Source organism: Streptomyces sp. NBRC 109706, from assembly GCF_000974485.1.
In the GTDB taxonomy this organism is placed as follows: domain Bacteria; phylum Actinomycetota; class Actinomycetes; order Streptomycetales; family Streptomycetaceae; genus Streptomyces.
Genome location: NZ_BBOM01000004.1, coordinates 900,743 through 920,776, shown reverse-complemented (window position 1 = coordinate 920,776; position 20,034 = coordinate 900,743). Strand labels below are relative to the sequence as shown.

Below are 20,034 nucleotides of genomic sequence, written 5' to 3'. Positions count from 1 at the left end.
GGATTCTAGCCGCGTAGACCGCAACTGTCGTTGACCGAGAGCGACTTCGACTCGACTCGACAGGGGACAGAACCGGTACCCGGCGCCGACGCGGACACGCGGACACGCGGACACGCGGACACGCGGACACGCGGACAACCGTCTCGCACCGGCCGCCACGGAGCCCCCCGTCACGGACCCGTTCTAGCGGGCGAACGCGCGGAGTCGGGACTCCTGCTCCAGTGTTCCGGTGAGATAGAGGTGGTCGGCGTCGAGGGCCGCGCCGGATTCGATCAGCGAGCGCTCCAACGGGAAGGGCACCGTCCCGATCTCGCTGCCCGTGCCATCCGCCAGGTCGAGCCAGCTCAGGGTCAACTGTCCGCCGTCTCCCCGCTGGTAGAAGTACGAGCCCAACAGGGCGACGCCGCCCGCGCCGTCCGCGTCATCGGCGTCATCGGCGTCATCGGCGTCATCGGCGTCATCGGCGTCATCGGCGTCATCGGCCGCGAGGAAGCTTGTCAGCGCCGGGAACTCGCCGCTCCACAGCCGTTCGCCGCTGTCCAGGGCGTACCCCTCGAAGACCACCTGTTCCGACTGTTCCGAGGAGTCCTCCGTCAGCCGCTCGGTGATCAGCACCCCGTCCGCCACAGCCCGCGCGGCGAGGCTCGCCTCGTCCGCGTCCAGCCGCCACAGCTCCTCCCCGGCGTCCGTGTACGCCACCAACTTCCCGTTCTCCACGACGATCATCGGGGCCCCCGGCTCGCCGAACCGGACATCGCTCACGCCGGTCCCGGGATCCGGCATGAAGCGGGTCCACAGCAACCCGCCCGTCGCCGCGTCATACACATGCGTCGCGAAGCGCTGCTCCGCCGACGGTTCGCCCGACGGCCCCGGGCAGTGGTCCAGCGTGACGATGCGCTCGTCGGCGTGGTCGATGGTCACCGGGGTCCAGCCACCGGCACAGCCGTCGTCGGCCGTGGGCACGGGCAGGGGCTCGCCGCCGGCCAGGTCGAAACGCTGAAACGCCTCGGGGACGTTGGCGGGAGAGAGGTTGACGGTGAGCGTGTCCTGGCCGACCGTCGCCGTGACGGTGCCGGTCGACACAAAGGGTTCGAGAGCGCTGAGGTCGCGCGACCACAGCAGTTCGCCGGAGCGTGTGTCGATCACCCCCAGCACCAGGCAGCCGTCCACCTCGCGGGACTGGTACAGAACGGCGCCGATCCCCTCGGCGTTGGTGCGCTCGCTGGCCGCGCAGGGGCCGTTCGCCCCCTCGGGCGCCGGAATGCCCCAGAGCGCGGTGCCGTCGGCCGCGTCATACCCGGTGACGTCCTCGCCGGCGTTGGGGCCGACGCGGGTGACCACCCCGTCGTGGACCCACAGCGCCACATCCGGCTCACCGCCGCCGTTCGCCACGTTCTCCGCCCGCCACACCTCCTCGGGCCCGTCGTCGCCGCCCACCAGCACCACCACCAACACCGTGGCCAGCAACGCCAGCAGCGCCGCGCCCCCGATTCCCCACACCACGACCCGCCGTCCGCTTCCCATCGTGCTCCCCCCGACTCCCCTGCTCTCCCTGTGCCTACCGACGTCCCCCACCCCGCGCCGGTTCCGGGTGCGGGGTGGGATGGCCCGCCGGTGCTGTTTTTTCGAAGGCCATGTTGGAGAACGAGGAGGTGGTACCCGTGAACGCAGTGTCGACATGGGTACTCTCCCCCGGGGTCGCGGTCGGGCGATAGGCCGTCCGGGAGCGCCGTTCCTGAGTGCTCCCGAAAGAGCTGACCATGCGCTTCACTTCCGAACAGCGACTCGACGACGGCCTCCACGAGCGCGAGTTCACCCTCGATGGAATACCCGGCATCCTGTGGACACCCGCATCCACGTCCGCCCCGACGCCCCTGATCATGCTCGGCCATCCCCCGCTCGGACCGCGCTCAATATGCCCCCGACTGGTGGCGCAGGCCGGGCGCGCGGCGGCGGACGGCTTCGCCACCGCCACCATCGAGCTGCCCGGGAGCGGCCGCCCGGTCGGGTACTCGGGCGGAGTGATCTCCATCGGCGTCCGCCTCGCGGTGGCCGAACCCCGCATCGTGGCCGCCGCCCTCTGCGCCGGGAGTCGCGTGCCTCGCGCATGTTCGAGGAGGCCCGCCGGTCACCGTTCCGCCGCAGTGGGACGACGAGCGGAAGCCGATTCTGTCGAGTGTCTGAGCGGGGAGAGAGGTGCCGGGTCTGAACAGCGTGGGCGGAAAACCGGTTCCAGGTGCATGGGACCGCCCCAGGTCAATCGTCCAGCACCGCCGCTCCGTACCCCACCAGCGCCGACAGGAACAGGAGGAGCCAGTCGCGGTCCTGGGCCCCGGTTTCGAACAGGCGCGCCGCCTCGCTCATGTCGCTGGTGAAGACGCGCCAGGCATCGCTGAAGTCACCTCCGTACGGAGCGACGCCGATCATGCAGAGGCCGAGGAGCGTGCCGAGGTAGGTGCCGAGCGGGGTGGCCAAGGCGCAGGTGACGGCGACCGACTGGCTGTGGTTGCTGTAGTGCCCAGCGATGAGGCCGGTGATTCCGGCCATCACGAGTGCGCCCCAAGTCATCAGCTGTGCCTGGTCCTTGATGATATGAGCCCAGACCAAGGACAGGCCGGCTGTCATGCCAAGTACGATCAGGATGCCTATGCCCTCGTTGTCGTTGCTCGACTCGCTCATCCCATCCCCCTTTGAGTGCAACAATGTCGGCCTTGTGGGCTGCCCGAACTTGATCGAAGCTGGCGCCGGTCAGTAAAGCGAGGGCCCCATCTCAAGGCTGGTGATGAACTGTTTTCTCTCTCCCACTCCGTCACGGTCAGTCAGTTCGTCACCGACGGGGAAGCCCAGCTGGCTCTCCTCCCTGCCCAGGGCACCCCACCTGTCGCGGATCGCGCCCCCGACGGGGTGAGGTCCAGTAGATGGCCCCACCCTGGAATGTGGTGAACCTTCCGCAGTCGCTCCGGGTGGTCGGTTCCTCAGATGTCGGGCAGCCGACCGGGGAATCCACTCCGCTGATACTCCGGGGCGGATGGCATCCGGCCCGGTGCCTACTCCTCCGGGCCGGATGATGGTCCGGTGGCGCTCGGCGGCCACCGCACGGACTGGTCGCCGCCCTGCACGGCGAAGACCATGCCCGAGCCATGGACGGTGTTGATCTGGTCCAGGCGCGGGGACACTGCGCCGCCGCGTTCCGGCAGCGCACCCCGTAGGTTCTCCACCAGGCGGGCGAGCGGCTCCCGGCAGGCCGCTTCCCGGCCGAGCAGGGCTTCCAGCTCCCGCGCCCAGGAGCCGGCGAGTGCCCGCCGCGTGTCGTCGGGAGCGGCGGCGGCCGCTACCAGGGCGGCGTGGTCGTCGAGGCGGTCCGCGACCTCGGCCCGCCGCCGGCGGCCGGCACGGCCGAACAGCGCGAGGACGCCGCCGCGTGCGGACTGCCACAGCTCGGTCGCCATCGCCGCGACCAGGGCCGCGGCTCCCGCTCCGGCTAGCGCCTCCAGTTCGTCCTCCACAGGAAACTTCCTTCTGCCGCTGACCGGGCGTCAGTGGTGGTGAATGTGCTGGGACCCGTTCTGCGTGGCGTACGCCACGCCGTGTCCCGACACCTTGTTGACCATCTGCGAGGAGCCGGCGGTACGTTCTCCCGCTGGCGAGTCTGTGGATCCCTTCGAGGCCACCCCGCCCTGGGTGGGGTCAGGCGGCTGGAGCGGGGCACCGGGCAGGTGGAGCCAGGCGTCCGCCTCGTACTCCTTCACCGAGACCGCGACCCGTCGGAACGTGTCGGGATCCATGCCCGGATAGCTGTGCCGCACCGTCTCGTCGTAGTAGTGCTGCGAGACGAGAAGCGAGAGGGGAATCGTGTCCGCCGCTCCCGCCAGAGCCTCGCGCGCCGCTGGGGCGTCGAGCAGCCGCGCCAGCACCTCCAGCGGCCCGCCGACGACGGTACCGGTCCGTCCGAACCAGAGGTCGCCCGCGTGCATCGCCACTCTGACGCGGATCCGCGTCGACGGGGCGGCCGTCCGGTTGTGCGCGCGCAACCGGATAGTCAGCTCATGGATCAGCGGATGAATCAGCCTGGCCTTCGACAGACTCGCCGGGGCGATGACCCGCACCCCGTCCCCGAGGTCGTGGAAGCGGCACTCACCCCGGTCGATGCCGCTCTCCTCCAAGGCCTCCCGAAGCGCCGACAGCAGGACCTCGCGGATACGCAGCAGCGCCACATCACCCCTGCCTCCCGACCTCTCGATGTCGACGGCCAGCATCGCCCGGTACTCCGACACCTCGTCCATGCATCCCTCCCAGCAGGTGACAAGCCGATAGGGCACACCGCACCGACGTCCCCCTTCCGTACATCCCCTACTGTGTACCGGCTGTGCGGCGGACATCCCGTACCAGTACGGAATCCGCCGAACTTTTCCACGCTCCAATCCGTGGGGACACAGTGACAGCAGGTCGCGGGAGCCACACACTGATGCCGTGACGAATGCTGTGAACGGGCGGGCTGGGGGGCGGCCGCGCGAGGCGTGGGCGTGGCCGGTGGAGAGTCTGCTCGGCGCGCTCCCGGCAGCGGCGCGCGACCGGTTGCTCACCCTGGGCGCCCTCGCGCGCTACCCGCCCGGCCGCGTGCTGATGCGCGAAGCGGAGGAGACCACGTTCGTCCTGATCCTGTTGGACGGCGTGATCAAGGTGACCGGGCGCACCCACGACCACAGGGACGCGCTGCTGGCCGTCCGGATGGGCGGCGATCTGGTCGGCGAATTCGCCGCGGTCGACGGGCGCCCCCGTGCAGCGACGGTGACGACGTGTGGACAGGTCGTCACCCGGGTCGTCTCCCGTGGCGACTTCCTCAACTGCACGCGGCACGACCCGGGGATCGCGCAGGCGGTCAACGAGTCCATCATCTCGAAGCTGCGGGTCGCGACCACCCAGCGCATCGACTTTACCGGCTGCGACGCGCCGACCCGGCTCGCCCGGGTGCTCTACCAGATCACCATGACGTACGGAGAACGCGCCGGTGCGCGAGCGGTCATCCGCTGGCCCATCACCCAGCCCGAACTGGCCACCCTCGCCGGCACCGCAGAGCCCACAGTGCAGAAGGCACTGCGCAGGCTCCGGACGGAGGGCGTGGTCTCCACCGGCTACCGCACGTTCCGGATCGAGAACCTCCCGGAACTGCGCAGACTCGCCTTCGACTAGCGCGAACTCAGGAAGGAAGCGGAGGAAAGCCGTCCTACGACGGTTTCCCGACTCGCGTACGTCACTAGCGTCGGTGGCTCCCGGTGCCTCCCGAAGGACGGGAACATCGCGAACCCACGCCGAAGACAGAGGAGGATTCCATGTCGGATGACCACGCCTCGGCGCCCACCGGCCCGGGTACCGCGCACCAGGTCACCATCACCGGCAATGCCACCGGCCCCGTGGTGGCGGGCAATCACAATCTGATCGTCAACTCGCGGGACGGCTCCCAGGTGACCGTGCAGATGGGCCCCGAGCGGCCCCGTCCGCAGCGCAGGCAGCACATCTCCCTGCTGCCCCGGCGTCTACAGGAGCCCGTCGGCCGGGAGAACGCGACGCACGCCCTGGCGGCTGCCGTCCGCGCGGGCGGCCCGGTGCAGTTATGGGGGCCTTCCGGAATCGGCAAGACCACACTGCTGCGGCACGCGGCACGCGTCCTGCCGCCCGGCGACGACGGGGTGGTCTTCCTGGGCGGCACCCATCGTGACGTCGGGGACATCGCCCAAGCCCTCTTCGAGGCGTGCTACGAGGCGCCCGACTACGCGCCGACCAGGTCCGAGCTGCGGCGGCTGATGACCGGGGTGCGGGTGACGGTGTACCTGGACGATGTCGCCCTGGCGGCCGACCAGTTGTCGGAACTGTGGGACACGGCTCCGGACGCGACCTTCGTCATCGCCGGCACCGATCGATCGCTGTGGGGCGACGGCACGGCGCTGGAGCTGGAGGGCCTGACGCCCACCGCCTGCTTCGAGCTGCTGGCCAGGACGGTGAACCGCCCACTGCTGGAGGAGGAGAGCGGCGCGGCCGACGCCCTGTGCCATGTCGCGGCCGGTCTCCCGCTGTTGCTGCTACGGGCGGCGGCGGTGGCATGTACCGGCACGGCGAGCGGAGGCAGGCTGCCCCGCCCGGGCGAGGTCGCCGCGTTGCTCCCGACGCTGCTCGACCAACTGGCGTCGGACGAGGCGACCATGACGGTGCTGCACCTGCTGGCCACCCTCGACGGAGCGGAGATCGCGGCCGCCCGTCTTGCGGCACTCGCGGAGGTGGCCCCGGCGGAGGCGGAGGCGGTGGGTGACCGGCTCGTGCGGCTGGGTTTGGCCCAGGACGGGGAACACGGCTACAGCTCGGTCGCGGACACGGTGCGGACGCTGCGCCAGCGATTCGCCGCCCCGTTTTCGGTCGAGCGGATGTGTGAGCACTTCACGTGGTGGGCGTCCCAGCGCACGACCACTCCGGCGGATCTGGCGGAGCACGGCCAGGTGCTGGAGCGGGTGGCCGAGCTGGCCGAGGCGGCCGGCCGGCCGGACCTGGTGGTGGTGCTCGCGCGAGCCACGTCGCCGGGGCTGGCCCGTTCCCTGCGGTTCGGTGTGTGGGGCCGGTTGCTAGGCCACGGCTGGCTCGCGTCGCGCGCCGCCGGGGACCGGCGGTCCGAGGCGTTCTTCCTGCGCGAGGAGGCGATCCGGGCTCTGCTGATCGGCAGGCGGGTCGTGTACACCGCGCTGCTGGCCCAGTCGGCTTGGCTCGGGTACGAACTGGGTCCCGGAGAGGGCGGGAGTGCCACGAACACGACTGCCGACCCGGGTACCGGCACTCCGCCTCCCGACCCGAACGCCGGCACGCCGCCCGACTTCGGCGAGGGATCGGCACCCGACGTGGACATCGTGCAGCCCGACTTCGATGTCGACTCCTACATGGCGGAGAACGGCTTCGAACCGACCGGTCACGGCGCTCTCCCCGACCCTCACGGTCACGGCTCAGCAGACCCGCCGCCGGAGGCGACGGGCGGCGACAGTCTCTGGGGCAACAACGCCCGGTGGGACGGCGACGCACCGGCCGTCACGAGCGACGGCGCGGCGGGGGGCGGCGCATCTCCACCGTCCTCCGGTGGCGCGGACTCGGCGCCCGCACATCTGCCCGATGGCGGCAGCGGTTCCTGGGGCGGCTCTACAAGCGCCTCGTCCGGCGGCACGACGGCCGGGACGGGAGCGGGCGCCGGGGCGGGGGCGGGCGCGGGCGCGGGCGCGGGCGCGGGCGCGATCAGCGTCGTTCCTTCCCTCCTTTCCCTGGCGATCGGCGCTCTGCTCGTCGCCGGCCTCGGATACACCATCAACTCGGTCACGAGCCGGGATGAGGACTCCTCGTCGCAGTCCGACGCCAGCGACACGGCGACCTGGGACAACGAAAACGCGGATACGGGCTCATATCCGACTCACCAGGAGCCGGAGTGGAGCCCGGATACAGGCTCGTCTCCGACACCCGAGGAACCGGAGTGGACCAACGACCTCGCCGGCATCTGGGAAGTCGACGGCGGTATGGTCCAGTTCATCGAGGCCGCACCGGGCACCTACCAGGTGCAATACGTCGATGCGGAGTGCGGAAGGAACTACACGCAGGAGTACCACGGCAGTGACGGCTACTACACGGGGACGCAGCCACTCGCCAATCTGGATGATCCATGTGGGGAGGCGATCGGGGAGGTCGCTTTGACGATCGTCGTCGACGACGAAGGGGCGACCGCCGAGTTCACGAGTGAAATCGAGTGGACGGAGGGAGCCGGGGAGTGTGACGGCTGCGGCACCACGACCATGACCAGAGTGGAACAGCCATGAGACGAGCGGGGAGTCACATCATGTCAACATCATCAAGTTCGGGCGACGAACTCACCATCCGCATCGGCGGTAACGCGTCCGGGCCGGTCGTCGCCGGCCACTGGAATCACGTTGAGGCACATCAGCCCGCCCCCACATCCCCGCCCGAGCCCCAGCCCGCGCTGGCGACGCAGACCAACACGGCGCAGGACCACGGCACGGTCAACGCCGTCACCAACGGCGACATGCACATCCATCACCCCCCGTCGTCCTGAACACCGATCAGCGCTCCTCACCAACGACCACCCTCGGCGTGAAGGAGTGGCGCACGGCTCCTGCCCGGGCGCTCGCCGAAGTGGCTGTGCTGGAGGCGGGTCTCGGGCTGGAGCGGTGGTGGAGAACCCGACATGTCCCCCGGTGTCCGGCTGACCGCCCAGGGGGCCATCTCCACCTCGCTGGCCTGTGCGGTCATCGCAGGCCGCACGAACTCGTGGACGCCGCGCCGCCGATTTGCTCCGGCATCGGCGGCAGGACCGCACTGCTGGAGATCGACGGAACGCCTGTCTTCGTCAAACAGGTGCCCACACCGATCTGGAGCTGTGCCCGGAGAACCTCCACTCCACAGCGAATCTGTTCGGGGTGCCCTCCTTCTGCCAGTGCGGCAACGGCACACACCACGCGGTGATCCCCTCAGGGGTTGCCCCCGATCTGCCCCCGGGGCGGGTGCGCGACCAGCGCACCGGCTCTGACCAGGGAAGATGAAGAGGCGACGGACGAGGCGGCCTGTACGCCGGGTTCTGTGTCTGGTGGGCCCGGGGGCTCGCCAGGTGGCGGTCATCCATCTAGGGGTGATGTCGCCATCACCCTCAAGCGGTCTACCCGTGAACTCGGGCGGGCAGCCCTCGGGCGTTCACGCGGGGCCGCGCCTGTGAGACAGGTGTGGCCCCTTCTTGACCTTGCTCCGGGTGGGGTTTACCGAGCCGCCCAGGTCACCCTGGGCGCTGGTGGTCTCTTACACCACCGTTTCACCCTTACCGGGTGCCGCTCGCGCGGCCCCGGCGGTTTGTTTTCTGTGGCACTGTCCCGTGGGTCACCCCAGGTAGGCGTTACCTACCACCCTGCCCTGTGGAGCCCGGACGTTCCTCGGTGGGTCTCCGGAGATTCCCAACGCGACCGCCCGGCCGGCTCGTCCGCCGTGCGGACCACGATACCCCCTCCGACGAGGACGTACGCTGCTGGTCATGTTGGTGCTGTTGCCGCCCTCCGAGGGCAAGGCCGGGGGGCTTACGGGTCGTCCCGTCGCGTTGGAGTCGTTGTCGTTCCCCGGGTTGACCGGGGCCAGGGCGCGGGTGTTGGACGAGTTGGTCGCGCTGTGTTCGGGCGATGCGGAGAAGGCCAGGGAGGTGCTGGGGCTGAGCGCCGGGCAGGTCGGGGAGGTGGCGCGGAACGCCGCGCTGCGGGGCGCGCCGACCGGGCGGGTCGGCGCCGTCTACACCGGGGTGCTGTACGACGCGTTGGACCTGGCCGGGTTGAGCGCGGCGGCGAAGCGGCGGGCGGCCGGCGCGTTGGTGGTGTTCTCCGGTCTCTGGGGCGCGCTGCGGATCGGCGACCGTGTTCCGGCGTACCGCTGTTCGGCCGGGGTGCGGCTGCCGGGGATCGGCGCGTTGGCCGGGCACTGGCGCGGCCCGCTGGCCGAGGTGCTGCCCGAAGTGGCCGGCGGCGGCCCGGTGTTGGATCTGCGGTCGGCGGCCTATGCGGCGCTGTGGCGGCCGACGGGTGAGGTCGCCGAGCGCACGCTCACGGTGCGGGTGCTGCAGGAACGGCTGGTCGGCGGGGTGCCGAAGCGCACCGTGGTCAGCCACTTCAACAAGGCGACCAAGGGCCGGCTGGTGCGTGACCTGTTGGAGGCCGGCCCGTTGCCGCGCCGCGCGGGCCTGGTGGCGGACGCGCTGCGCGATCTGGGCTACCGGGTGGAGAGCGACGAGGCCGCGCCGAACCGTCTGGACGTGGTGGTCAGCGAGGTGTGAGCCCGGTCAGCGGGCCGGGCGCCCCAGGTGCGCCGTGTCGTTGAAGCGGCGCACCGTGGCGTTGCCGTCCGGGTAGTAGCCGACCTCGCTGAGCGCCGCCGGCGACAGCTCCATGCGGAACATCGCGGACGGCGGGGCGCCGAGCGCCAGCCGGATCAGTGTCTTGACGGGGGTGACATGCGTCACCGCGAGCACCGTGCGGCCGGGGTAGCGCGCCAGGGTCTTGTCCCGGGCGACGGCCACCCGGCGGGCGACGGCGGCGAAGCTCTCGCCGCCGCCGACGGGGGTGGCGTCCGCGTCGCTGAGCCAGGCGGTCAGCTCGGCCGGGTGGCGCCGTCGGATCTCCTCGAAGGTAAGGCCCTCCCAGCTGCCGAAGTCCGTTTCGCGCAGGCCCTCTTCGATGCGGACGTCTAGGCCGAGGCGCCCGGCGACCGCCTCGGCGGTCTGTCGGCAGCGGCGCAGCGGGGAGCTGACGACGGCGCCGATGCCGGCGCCGACCAGCGCGCCGGCCGCCGAGGCGGCCTGCGCGTGCCCGATGTCGGTCAGCTCGGGGTCGGGCCCGCCGCTGCCGGAGAAGCGTTTCTCGGCGGTGAACGGGGTCTCGCCGTGGCGGAGCAGCAGCAGCGTGGTGGGGGTGCCGGTGCTCGGGCCCCAGCCGCGCGCCACCTCGGCGGACTCCGCGGCAGAAGGCTCCGCGACGGCAGGCTCCGCCAGGGTGGGGGGCCCGCTGGGCTGCCACTCCTCGCCGCGCCGTCCGGCGTCCATCGCCTCGTTGGCGAGCCGGTCGGCGTGCTTGTTGCGTTCCCTCGGCATCCACTCGAACCGCACGGCGCCGCTGGGGAAGATCTTCTGGGCCTCCAGGGCCAGCGGCCGCATGTCCGGGTGTTTGATCTTCCACCGGCCGGACATCTGCTCGACGACCAGCTTGGAGTCCATCCGCACCCGTACCGTCGCCTCGGGCGACAGGGCGTACGCGGCGCGCAGGCCGGCGATCAGCCCCCGGTACTCGGCGACGTTGTTGGTCGCCGTGCCGATATAGGCGGCGGTCTCGGCGAGCACCTGGCCGGTGTCGGCGTCCTTCACCACCGCGCCGTAGCCGGCGGGGCCCGGGTTGCCCCGGGAACCACCGTCGGCCTCGACGAGCAACGCGCGGGTCATCGAACGGCTCACAGCCCGGACTCGGGGGTGCGCACCAGGATGCGACGGCAGTTCTCGCAGCGCACCACGGCGTTGGCGGGGGCGGCGCGGACGTCGTTGACCTCGGTGATGTTCAGCTCCAACCGGCAGCCCTCGCAACGGCGTTGGTAGAGCCGGGCGGCACCGATGCCGCCCTGCTGCTCGCGCAGCTTCTCGTAGAGCTTGAGCAGATCGGCCGGGACGCCGGCGACGGCGGTGGAACGGTCGGCCCGGACGGTGGCGACCTCGGCGTCGATCTCCTGGGTGAGGCCGTCCCTGCGGGCCACGATCTCGGCGGCCTGGCTCTGCAACTCGTCGAGCCGGACGGCGAGTTCCTTGGCGCGGGTCTGGGCGGTCTCGTGCCGCTCCATGATCTCCAGGACGATCGTCTCCAGATCGTCCTGGCGCTTGGCGAGCGAGGCGATCTCGCTCTGCAGGCTGGCCAGGTCCTTGGGGTTGGTGACCAGGCCCGAATCCAGCCGCTGTTGGTCCCTGGCGGCGCGCTGGCGGACCTGGTCGACGTCCTGTTCGGCCTTGGTCTGCTCCCTGGCGGTGTCGCTCTCCTCGGTCTGGGCGGCCACCAGCAGATCGCGTTGCTGGACGAGCTGGCTCTCCACGGCGCGGATCTCCGCGTGCTCGGGGAGGTTGTCGCGCCGGTGGGCGAGCTGGGTCAGCCGGACGTCCAGGGCCTGGACGTCGAGGAGGCGGAGCTGGTCGGCGGGCTCGGCGTTCAGTTCGGGGCTCCTGAAGGGGACGAAGGGAGGGACGAGGGGAGTTGGGCGGTCCAGGGGTCCGTCACCAGGCGCGAGACCTCGGTGCGCAGGCCCCAGCCCTGCCGCTCGGATGCGGCGTCGAGTTGGGCCGCCGCCAGCTGGCACCAGGGCCACTCGGTGGCCCAGTGGGCGGCGTCGAGCAGGGCCAACGGGGAGTGTTCGCGTGCTTCGGACGCCGGATGGTGCCGCAGGTCGGCGGTGAGGAAGGCGTCGACGCCGGCGGCGCGCACCTCGGCGAACAGGCTGTCGCCCGAGCCGCCGCAGACGGCGACCGTGCGCACCCGGCGGTTCGGGTCCCCGGCGGCGCGGACGCCCTGTGCGGTGCGGGGCAGCCGGGCGGCGGCCAGCTCGGCGAGGGCGCCGAACGTCAACGGGGCGGCCGGCTCGGTCAGTCGGCCCAGGCCGCGCCGCCCGGTGGGATCGTCGGGCGCGGGGACCAGCGGGCCGGTGACGCGCAGCCCGAGGGCGTCGGCGAGGGCGTCGGAGACGCCCGGATCGGCGCGGTCGGCGTTGGTGTGGGCGACATGGAGCGCGACGCCGTGCTTGATCAGGGTGTGCACCACGCGGCCCTTGAAGCTGTCGGCGGCGACCGTGGTGGTGCCGCGCAGATAGAGGGGGTGGTGGGTGACCAGGAGTTGGGCGCCCATGGCGACGGCCTCGTCGGCGACCTCCTGGACCGGGTCGACCGCGAACAGCACCCGGCTGACCTCGGCGCCCGGATCGCCGCAGACCAGGCCCACGGCATCCCACTGCTCGGCCCAGGCGCGGGGCCATAGGCTGTCGAGCGTGGTGATCACATCGGAGAGTACGGGCACGGGCCCAGGCTACCTGCCTCGCGGCCGGGGGAAACCGTCCCCGGGACGTCGGCCCCGCGCCCTTCGGGTCAGCGGGCGTGGACGGCGTCCCCTCTTAAGCGTGAAGTCGGACGTGCGGTCCGGATGGCTCGATCGTGCGGTCGGTGGGGCGAATCCGGCGGCGGTGTCGGGGGAAGTCCGCGCGGGGGCGGGGCTTCTCCCCCTACCGTCGTTGGTTCGCGCGGTTTCGCCGTCGCCGTCCTCCGGCGCGGTGGGGTCGTGGATCGGACCACACCTGATGGAGGTGACAGGCAGATGACGGCCGGAGCCTTGGAACCGGCGCCGTTGACGATCGCGGCCGACGGTTCCTATGCGGCCAGGCTGGTATCGCGGGGCGGCGCGGGCTGGTGTCCGGAGCGGTGGACCCTGGACAGCCCGGAGCCGTACGCGGTGCTGTTGCCGGCGGACCAGCCGGAGGAGCCGGACAGCCCGGTGGTGCCGCTGGCGGACGGCCGGGTGCTGATCGGCCGCCGCACGGACGGGCGTTACCACTTCTCGCTGCTCTACCCCTCGGGTCCTGACACGGGCGAGTTGGCGTTGGGCGCGCTGGAGTGCGAGCGGCTGACGCTGCTGCCGCCGGCGCCGGACGGGGCGCGGGTGTACGCGTTGGCGCCGCAGTCGGGCGAGGCGGGCGGTACCGCGCTGTGGCTGGTGTGCGGGGGCGCTTTCGGTCCGGAGTTGGTCACGGTGGTGGCCGGGGGTTGTTCGGGCGGCGCCTGGTTGGACGGCGAGGGGCGGCTGCTGGCACTTGACCGGACGGACGGTTCGGGGCGCACCCGTGCGGTCACGGTGGACGTGGAACACGGTGGCGAGCCAACGGAGTTGCTGCGGATCGCCGAGGACTCCGACGACCGGCTGCTGCTGGCGGACTACGACAGCGGGCTGCTGCTGGTGCGTTCGGACGCGCCGGGCGGGGACCGGGTCGGCTGGGGGGTGCTGGGCAGCCACCGTCCGGTGCGGTTCCCCGAGCTGCTGCATCCGCACGGGGTGCGGGTGACGCCGTTCGCGGTGCAGCCGGGGCAGGTGTTGATGCCGGAGCACTGCGCGGTGGCACTGCGGTTGACCACGGCGGACGCCGACTGGGTGGCGGTGTGGCGGCCGCAGCAGCGGGAGTTGATCCATCTGGCGGCGCCCGACGGCTGGTTGGCCGGGGTCGGCCGCTGGACGGTGGACGGGGATCTGCTGTTGCCGTACGCGACGGCGGCCACGCCGTGCGGGGTGGCGCGGATGCCGGTGCCGCTGCCGGGGACGCGTCCGGCGGAGCCGGTGCCGGAGCCGGTGGCGCCGCGGGTGACGGAGCCGGCGCCGGAGCTGCACGAGCCGGCGGTGGGCAACGAGTCGGTGGCGCCGGCCTCGCCGGCCGACGGGGTCGCGCCGGCGGCCTCCGGTGCACCCACGGACAGCGCCGACGGCGCCCGGGGGGCCGAGGACGCGTCGGCGCCGGCGAGGCTGTCGGCCTCGGGGCCGGCCGAGCCGCCGCCATCGGCCACGGCTCCGACCGGGGTGACCAAGCCCGTTCCCCTGCAACAGGCCCCGTTGGCCCGTTCGTTGTAGCCGGTGGCCGGGCCCGGGACGGCCCGCCCGGTGCCCCGATTGGGGTCCGGGCGGGTTGATAGGGCAGCATGTGGGAGGCAGGCACAGGCATCCAGGGGGACAAGTGCGTGACGACGAGGGCGACGTGATCGCCCCCGAGCCGGAGGTGCGCGCCGCCTTCGAAGCGGCGAAGGGCTTCATGCCCGTCGACGAGGGGCTGGCGCTGTACGCGAGCGCGGTCGAGGCGGCCGGGCTCGGGCTGCCGCTGCTGGAGATCGGCAGCTACTGCGGCCGTTCCACTCTGCTGCTGGCCGCCGCCGCGCGGACGGCCGGCACGGTCGCCGTCACGGTTGACCACCACCGGGGCAGCGAGGAGCAGCAGCCGGGGGAGGAGTACGCGGACCCGGAGTTGGCCGATCCCGACCTGCCGGGTCGGATGGACACGCTGCCGCTCTTCCGTCGCACGGTGGCCGCCGCCGGGCTTGAGGAGCATGTGGTGGCCCTGGTGGGGGCGTCCCCCACGGTGGCCGCCGCGCTCGGCGGGAACGGCGGCGGACGGTTCGGGCTGGTCTTCATCGACGGCGGCCATACCGAGGCCCATGCCATGGCGGACTACGAGAGTTGGGTTCCCCGGCTGGCCGAGGGCGGATCGCTCGTCATCCACGATGTGTTCCCCGACCCGGCGGACGGCGGGCAGGCCCCGTACCGCGTCTGGCTACGGGCGCTGGAGAGCGGGGCGTTCGCCGAGGTGAGCACCCGGAACACGCTGCGCGTGCTCAGACGGGTGGGCCCGGGCCACTGACCTGCGGCGGCCTTCGCCCACACAACTGTGGACGAGGTCACGACCTCATCACAAGCGTGTCGCCTGGGAAACAGTCAACCCCTCCGCGACACCCGGGTCGGTGTTCATCCGTACGATGGGGCTCGCTCTGCCCGACCCGATCCGACCCAAGACGACGAGAACGACAAAGGATCTGATGTGAACAACCGCTCGCTCTCCCGAGGCGACGCAGGAGTTATCGGAGCAGCGGTCCTGCTCTTCATCTTCTCGTTCCTCGACGCTCGCAAGGCGGGCCCCTTCAGTGTCAACGGCTGGTCCAGCGAATTGTTCCCGCTGCTGCCCTCGCTCACCCTGGCCGGGCTGCTCGGCGCCGGGGCGATCGTGGGCGCCCGGTTCCTGCCCGCCGGCAAGGAGTACCTGGGGCTGCGTCTCGACCAGTGGGGCATCGCCCTCGCGGTGACCTCGCCATGGGCCGGCTTCTGGGCCCTGGTGGGTGGCCCGGACGGCACGGACACCGGCGTCGGCCTCATCCTGGGCTTCCTCTCCGCGCTGGCGCTGGCCGGCGTCGCCGCCGCCACCCCCGTGGTGCCGGCGCTGCGGGTGCCGTTGACCAGCTCTTCCCCGGCCCAGCCGGGTCAGGTCGGCCAGCCGGGGCAGCCGTACGGTGGTGTGCAGCAGCCCCAGCAGCCGCAGCAGGGGTACGGCTACCCCGGTGGCCAGCCGCAGGGCGGCTACCAGCAGCAGGCCGCTCCGGCCCAGCCGGCGGCCCCGGACCCGAACTTCCAGCCGTTCTGGTTCGCCGTGCCGGCGGCGCGGCCGCTGTACGGCGAGGACGGTTCGCCCGGCACGGTCGCCGAGTTGACCCCGGGCAACTGGTACCTGGCGGTCGAGCAGCGCGGCCAGACCCTGGTGGCGCAGACCCAGGACGGGCGGCGCGGCGTGCTGCAGGACACCTCGGGTATCCAGCGCGGCTGACGACAACTGACGCGTGAAGCGGCGGGCCCCGCCGGAGTGAACCTCCGGCGGGGCCCGCCGCGTTGAGTCCGGGACCGGCCGCTCAGGGCCGCGCGGGCAGCGCGGTCGCCGAGGACCGGTGTTCGGCCAGGCAGAGCCGGAGGCGGCACTCGTCCTCGGCCTCGACGAAGACCTGTTGTCCCCAGTGGGCGGCGAGCCGGCGGGCCACCTCGACCAGCCGACGGCGGTCCTCCGGCGTGTACGCCGGCCAGCGCGCCCAGCCCCGCTCGGCGACGGTGTTGCCCAACTCGCCGAACAGCACGGCCTGATAGCGCCGTTCCTCCTCGTCGGTCAGCGGGGTGACCCCGGCCTCCGGGGCGACCGGGTCAGCGCCCTCCTCGGGCCGTGGCCTGACGTTGTAGAGATCTCGCACCACCATGCGGCTCACCATCTGCTCGGGGGCGTTCGACGACAACCCTACGGCCGGGGGCCGCAGCAGTCCGGGTCGACCGGGTCGAGACCTTCGGGGAGCGCGGTGCCGCCGAAGACCGCCCGGGTGGCGTGGTCGCCGGTGAGCGCGGCGACGGCCAGCAGCACCGAGCCCGCCGTCCAGGTGGTGTGCTCGATCGGCCAGAACGCTTCGTCGGCATAGACAAAACCGGTCCAGTAACGACCGTCCGTTGTCCGTAGCCGTCCGATGGAGCGCAGCACCTCTATCGCGCGCGGCTCTTCGCCGCAGGCCCAGAGCGCCAGGGCGAGTTCGGCGCTCTCGCCGCCCGTGACCCAGGGGTTCTCCCGCACGCAGCGCACCCCGAGGTCCGGCACCACAAAGGTGTCCCAGCGCTCCGCCAGCCGGGCCACGGCGGCCTCCCCGCGCAGCGCGCCGGCCAGCACCGGGTAGTACCAGTCCATGGAGTAGCGGGACTTGTCGAGGAACAGCTCCGGATGGCGGCGCACCGCGTGCCCGAGGCGTCCGGTGGCCATCTCCCAGTCGGGTTGGGCCACGCCCGCGAGATCGGCCAACGCCAGCGCGCAGCGCAGCGCCTGGTAGCCGGACGCGGAGCCGGTGAGCAGCGCGTCCGGCACGGCCCGGCCGTCCGCCTCGCGCCGCCAGCCCAGTTGTCCGCCGTCCCGTTGCAGCCCCAGCACAAAGCCGACGGCCGCCCGCACCATCGGCCACATCCGGCGGCGGAACGTGTCGTCCCCGGTGCTCAGATAGTGGTGCAGCACGCCGACCGCCGGATAGGCGCAGAAGTTGCTCTCCTTGCCGAGGTCGGTGGGGCGCGACGGATCGCCCTCGGCGTAGGCGGCGTACCAGGAGCCGTCCCGGTTCTGGTGGCGGGCCAGCCACTCGTAGGCGGCGGCGGCCCGGTCGTGTTCGCCGGCGGTGTCCAGGGCCATGGCGGCCTCGACATGGTCCCAGGGGTCGAGATGATGGCCGGGGAACCAGGGTATGGCCCCGTCGGAACGCTGCACCGTGCCGATCCACCGCGCGGTCTCCTCGGCCTGCGCGACGGTCAGCACCCCGGGCAGCTCCAACCGGCCGGTGGATTCAGGACGTTCCACGGCCCCGCCCCTCGACCGGCCGCGCCTGGGGCTTGGCATGCGGCTCGGCGTGCGGCTTGGTGGCGTAGGCGACGAAGCTCTTGCCGAGGACGGGGTTGAGCGCGGCCTCGGCGACCCGGGTGGCCAGGGGCCGCTTCATCAGGTCCCAGACCAGCAGCTTGTGGTAGGCGCGGACCGGGAGCACCCGGTCGTTGTCCACGCCCAGCGCGCACTTGAGCCACCAGTACGGCGCGTGCAGCGCGTGCGCGTGGTGGGTGCCATAGGGGCGCAGGCCCGCCTCGCGGAGCCGGCCGAGGAGTTGGTCCGCCCGGTAGATCCGGATATGCCCGCCCTCCACCTGGTGGTAGGCGTCGCTCAGCGCCCAACAGACGCGTTCCGGGCCGTATCTGGGCACGGTCACCGCGATCCGTCCGCCGGGCCGCAGCACCCGGACGGCCTCGGCCAACAGGCCCTTGTCGTCCGGGATGTGCTCCATCACCTCGGAGACGATCAGCGCGTCGAAGCTGTCGTCGGGGAACGGCAGCGCCAGCGCGTCGCCCTCGACCGCGACGGCCTCGGCGCCCGCCGGCGCCTCGCCGGCGTCCCGCATCGCGGCCAACCAGCCGGCGACCTGCCGCACTTCGGCGCCGTCCCGGTCCAGCGCCACCACCCGCGCGCCGCGTCGGTAGCACTCGAAGGCGTGCCGCCCCGCGCCACAGCCCAGGTCGAGGACGCGGTCGCCGGGGGCGAGCGGGAAGCGGGAGAAGTCCACGGTCAGCACGCGGTCAACCCTTTCTCTCGTCGGCCGGCCTGGGCCGGCTTCGGCCGGCATCGGCCGGTGGTCGTCAAACGGGACGGTCGTCAACGGAACGGTCGGCTGGGGCGGTTGCCCCTACGGTCGGCGCCGGCGGCCCGAACGGCGCCCGGCCGCGATGGCCGCCCGGTAGTGGGCGACGGTGGCGCGCGCCGTGTGCTCCCAGGTGAAGCGGGCGAGCACCCGTTCCATGGCCGCCGCAGCCAACCGTTCACGCAGCGGCTCGTCGTCCAACAGCCGGCCCAGCGCCTCGGCCAGCGCGCCGGCGTCGCCGGGCGGCACGGCCAGACAGGTCTCCCCGTCGGGCCCGGTGACCTCGGGGATCGCCCCGCCCGTGGTGGCGACCAACGGGGTGCCGGCCGCCATCGCCTCGGCGGCGGGCAGGCAGAACCCCTCGTAGAGGGAGGGCACGCACGCGACCTGGGCGCCGCGCACCAGCGTGGCCAACTCCGCGTCGCTGACGCCCTTGACGAACTCGACGGCGCCGCCGAGCCCGAACCGCTCCAGGGCGTCGCGCACCGGCCCCGACTCCGGCCGGTTGCCCACCACCACCAGATGCGTCCCCGGGCGCTCCGTGCGCAGCTTGGCCAGCGCCTCGACCAGGAACACCAGGCCCTTGAGCGGGGCGTCGGCGCTGGAGGTGGTGATGATCCGGCCGGGGACCCTGGGCGTGGCCGGGTCCGGGCGGAAGACCCGGGTGTCGGCGCCTATCGGCACCACCGAGACACGTTCCGCCGGCACCGCGAAGTCCTCCACGATCTCCCGACGGGACGATCCGGAGACCGTGAGCACGGTGGGCAGCCGCCTGGCGACCCGGCCCTGCATGCGGGTGAAGCCGTACCAGCGGCGCACCGCGTACCGGCGGCTCCGCCGTTCGGCCGCCGCCAACTCCAGCCGGCGGTCCACGGTGATGGGGTGGTGGATGGTGGTGACCAGCGGCAGGCCGAGGCGTCCGCCGTCCAGGCCCAACAGGCCGTAGCCCAGCGTCTGGTTGTCGTGCACCACATCGAACTCATGGCGCCGCGCGGCGAGTTCGCGGCGGGCGCGGAGCGAGAAGGTCAGCGGCTCGGGGAAGCCGCCGGTCCACATGGTGGCGACTTCGAGGACGTCGATCCAGTCCCGGTACTCCTTGCGCCCCGGCGTGCGGAACGGATCGGGCTGCCGGTAGAGATCCAGGCTGGGCACCTTGTGCAGCCCGACGCCAGGATCCAGCTCGGGATAGGGCTGGGCGCCCAGCACCTCGACCCGGTGGCCCAGGGCGACCAACTCCCGGGAGAGATGCCGGACATAGACGCCCTGACCACCACAGAAGGGGTTCCCCTTGTAGCTGAGCAGCGCGATCCTGATCGGGCGATCCGCCCCGGCCTCCGCCGCCACACACGCTCCCTCGGTCTGCCGCTACCTACTCGCGGGTACGCACGAACACTACTCGCCGGGGGTCGGGTGGAATTGCGGCGGGTGGGGTGATTATCGCCCCCGACGACAGCGGGCACCAGGCGGCCTCGACCCGCCGGACGTGCGCCCGCGCCCGGGGCGCGGCCGGGGAGCGAGCGGCCGGAGCGGGAACCGGGGCCGTTAGAGTGAGCCCCATCAGTCACTCACGAGTGGGGAAAGTCGGTGCGAATCCGACGCTGACCCGCAGCCGTGAGCGCGACGCCGACCGGCGCCGCGCGAGCCGGAACGCCCACCCGTGAAAGGCCCTGGCTCAGGTCGTCGACTCGGCGACCGACACCGTCGAGGAGTACGGCGTCGCGCCCGGT

Annotated in this window: 18 protein-coding genes, 1 other RNA gene, 2 pseudogenes and 1 riboswitch; of the genes and pseudogenes, 8 read left to right on the top strand and 13 right to left on the bottom strand. The window is 72.3% G+C overall.

Annotation, left to right across the window (positions count from 1 at the left end; genetic code table 11):
• Window positions 1-183: 183 nt before the first annotated feature.
• Window positions 184-1,524, bottom strand: a complete 1,341-nt coding sequence (locus tag AOM46_RS03780; RefSeq protein ID WP_062205497.1) for a PQQ-binding-like beta-propeller repeat protein — start codon at window positions 1,522-1,524, stop codon at window positions 184-186.
• 236 nt (window positions 1,525-1,760) lie between these two features.
• On the opposite strand from AOM46_RS03780, the pseudogene AOM46_RS35100 reads away from it, so the two are divergent.
• Window positions 1,761-2,157, top strand: a pseudogene (locus AOM46_RS35100) (alpha/beta hydrolase); the annotation flags it as partial.
• A gap of 99 nt (window positions 2,158-2,256) precedes the next feature.
• Here the strand turns inward: AOM46_RS35100 and AOM46_RS03775 are convergent.
• From AOM46_RS03775 to AOM46_RS03765, 4 genes and pseudogenes are all read right to left on the bottom strand, one after another.
• The gene (locus tag AOM46_RS03775; protein WP_062205494.1) at window positions 2,257-2,679 is read right to left on the bottom strand and encodes a hypothetical protein; all 423 of its coding nucleotides are present in this window, start codon (window positions 2,677-2,679) and stop codon (window positions 2,257-2,259) included.
• Between the two features lie 69 nt (window positions 2,680-2,748).
• Window positions 2,749-3,142: pseudogene (locus AOM46_RS35795) on the bottom strand (LGFP repeat-containing protein).
• A complete protein-coding gene (locus AOM46_RS03770) occupies window positions 3,048-3,506 on the bottom strand; it encodes a hypothetical protein (protein ID WP_062205491.1) in 459 nt (152 codons plus the stop codon). The pseudogene AOM46_RS35795 and the gene AOM46_RS03770 overlap by 95 nt, the downstream one beginning before the upstream one ends.
• A gap of 30 nt (window positions 3,507-3,536) precedes the next feature.
• Entirely contained in the window at window positions 3,537-4,283 is a 747-nt protein-coding gene (locus tag AOM46_RS03765) for a hypothetical protein (RefSeq protein ID WP_062205489.1), read from the bottom strand.
• Between the two features lie 187 nt (window positions 4,284-4,470).
• On the opposite strand from AOM46_RS03765, the gene AOM46_RS03760 reads away from it, so the two are divergent.
• The 3 genes from AOM46_RS03760 to AOM46_RS03750 all read left to right on the top strand — a co-directional run bounded on the left by AOM46_RS03760 (window position 4,471) and on the right by AOM46_RS03750 (window position 8,092).
• Window positions 4,471-5,190 carry a Crp/Fnr family transcriptional regulator gene (locus tag AOM46_RS03760; protein WP_199823912.1) on the top strand — a complete coding sequence of 240 codons (720 nt, stop codon included), beginning with the start codon at window positions 4,471-4,473 and terminating at the stop codon, window positions 5,188-5,190.
• Window positions 5,191-5,330: 140 nt separating this feature from the next.
• Entirely contained in the window at window positions 5,331-7,838 is a 2,508-nt protein-coding gene (locus AOM46_RS03755) for an ATP-binding protein (protein WP_062205486.1), read from the top strand.
• 20 nt (window positions 7,839-7,858) lie between these two features.
• Complete coding sequence (locus tag AOM46_RS03750; RefSeq protein WP_234313614.1) at window positions 7,859-8,092, top strand: hypothetical protein; 234 nt, start codon at window positions 7,859-7,861, stop codon at window positions 8,090-8,092.
• Between the two features lie 495 nt (window positions 8,093-8,587).
• On the opposite strand, the gene rnpB is transcribed toward AOM46_RS03750, so the two are convergent.
• Window positions 8,588-9,006, bottom strand: an RNA gene (rnpB, locus tag AOM46_RS03745) — RNase P RNA component class A.
• 52 nt (window positions 9,007-9,058) lie between these two features.
• Here rnpB and yaaA point away from each other — a divergent pair.
• The gene (gene yaaA / locus AOM46_RS03740; protein ID WP_062205480.1) at window positions 9,059-9,844 is read left to right on the top strand and encodes a peroxide stress protein YaaA; all 786 of its coding nucleotides are present in this window, start codon (window positions 9,059-9,061) and stop codon (window positions 9,842-9,844) included.
• A 6-nt stretch (window positions 9,845-9,850) separates the two neighbouring features.
• On the opposite strand, the gene AOM46_RS03735 is transcribed toward yaaA, so the two are convergent.
• Genes AOM46_RS03735 through AOM46_RS03725 form a run of 3 tightly spaced genes read right to left on the bottom strand, consistent with a single transcriptional unit; the run spans window position 9,851 to window position 12,608 of the window.
• Window positions 9,851-11,002 carry a bifunctional RNase H/acid phosphatase gene (locus AOM46_RS03735; protein ID WP_062206397.1) on the bottom strand — a complete coding sequence of 384 codons (1,152 nt, stop codon included), beginning with the start codon at window positions 11,000-11,002 and terminating at the stop codon, window positions 9,851-9,853.
• 8 nt (window positions 11,003-11,010) lie between these two features.
• Window positions 11,011-11,754 carry a zinc ribbon domain-containing protein gene (locus tag AOM46_RS03730; protein ID WP_199823924.1) on the bottom strand — a complete coding sequence of 248 codons (744 nt, stop codon included), beginning with the start codon at window positions 11,752-11,754 and terminating at the stop codon, window positions 11,011-11,013.
• On the bottom strand, window positions 11,751-12,608 hold the full coding sequence (locus AOM46_RS03725) for a Nif3-like dinuclear metal center hexameric protein (protein ID WP_062205477.1): 858 nt from the start codon (window positions 12,606-12,608) through the stop codon (window positions 11,751-11,753). The genes AOM46_RS03730 and AOM46_RS03725 overlap by 4 nt, the downstream gene beginning before the upstream one ends.
• A 294-nt stretch (window positions 12,609-12,902) precedes the next feature.
• Between AOM46_RS03725 and AOM46_RS03720 the strand changes: the two genes are divergently transcribed.
• The 3 genes from AOM46_RS03720 to AOM46_RS03710 all read left to right on the top strand — a co-directional run bounded on the left by AOM46_RS03720 (window position 12,903) and on the right by AOM46_RS03710 (window position 15,936).
• Complete coding sequence (locus AOM46_RS03720; protein ID WP_062205474.1) at window positions 12,903-14,201, top strand: hypothetical protein; 1,299 nt, start codon at window positions 12,903-12,905, stop codon at window positions 14,199-14,201.
• A 178-nt stretch (window positions 14,202-14,379) separates the two neighbouring features.
• Window positions 14,380-14,982, top strand: coding sequence for a class I SAM-dependent methyltransferase (locus AOM46_RS03715; RefSeq protein ID WP_078856494.1), 603 nt, complete (start codon window positions 14,380-14,382; stop codon window positions 14,980-14,982).
• A gap of 177 nt (window positions 14,983-15,159) precedes the next feature.
• Window positions 15,160-15,936, top strand: a complete 777-nt coding sequence (locus AOM46_RS03710; protein ID WP_062205467.1) for a DUF5336 domain-containing protein — start codon at window positions 15,160-15,162, stop codon at window positions 15,934-15,936.
• 82 nt (window positions 15,937-16,018) lie between these two features.
• Here the strand turns inward: AOM46_RS03710 and AOM46_RS03705 are convergent, their stop codons facing one another.
• From AOM46_RS03705 to AOM46_RS03690, 4 genes are all read right to left on the bottom strand, one after another.
• The gene (locus AOM46_RS03705) at window positions 16,019-16,354 is read right to left on the bottom strand and encodes a hypothetical protein (protein WP_234313613.1); all 336 of its coding nucleotides are present in this window, start codon (window positions 16,352-16,354) and stop codon (window positions 16,019-16,021) included.
• Between the two features lie 38 nt (window positions 16,355-16,392).
• Window positions 16,393-17,481, bottom strand: a complete 1,089-nt coding sequence (locus AOM46_RS03700) for a prenyltransferase/squalene oxidase repeat-containing protein (protein ID WP_107079967.1) — start codon at window positions 17,479-17,481, stop codon at window positions 16,393-16,395.
• On the bottom strand, window positions 17,468-18,241 hold the full coding sequence (locus tag AOM46_RS03695) for a class I SAM-dependent methyltransferase (RefSeq protein WP_062205461.1): 774 nt from the start codon (window positions 18,239-18,241) through the stop codon (window positions 17,468-17,470). Before AOM46_RS03695 ends, AOM46_RS03700 begins: the two co-directional genes overlap by 14 nt.
• A 111-nt stretch (window positions 18,242-18,352) precedes the next feature.
• A complete protein-coding gene (locus AOM46_RS03690; RefSeq protein ID WP_062205458.1) occupies window positions 18,353-19,651 on the bottom strand; it encodes a glycosyltransferase family 4 protein in 1,299 nt (432 codons plus the stop codon).
• A 197-nt stretch (window positions 19,652-19,848) separates the two neighbouring features.
• Window positions 19,849-19,981, top strand: a riboswitch (cobalamin riboswitch).
• Window positions 19,982-20,034: the final 53 nt, after the last annotated feature.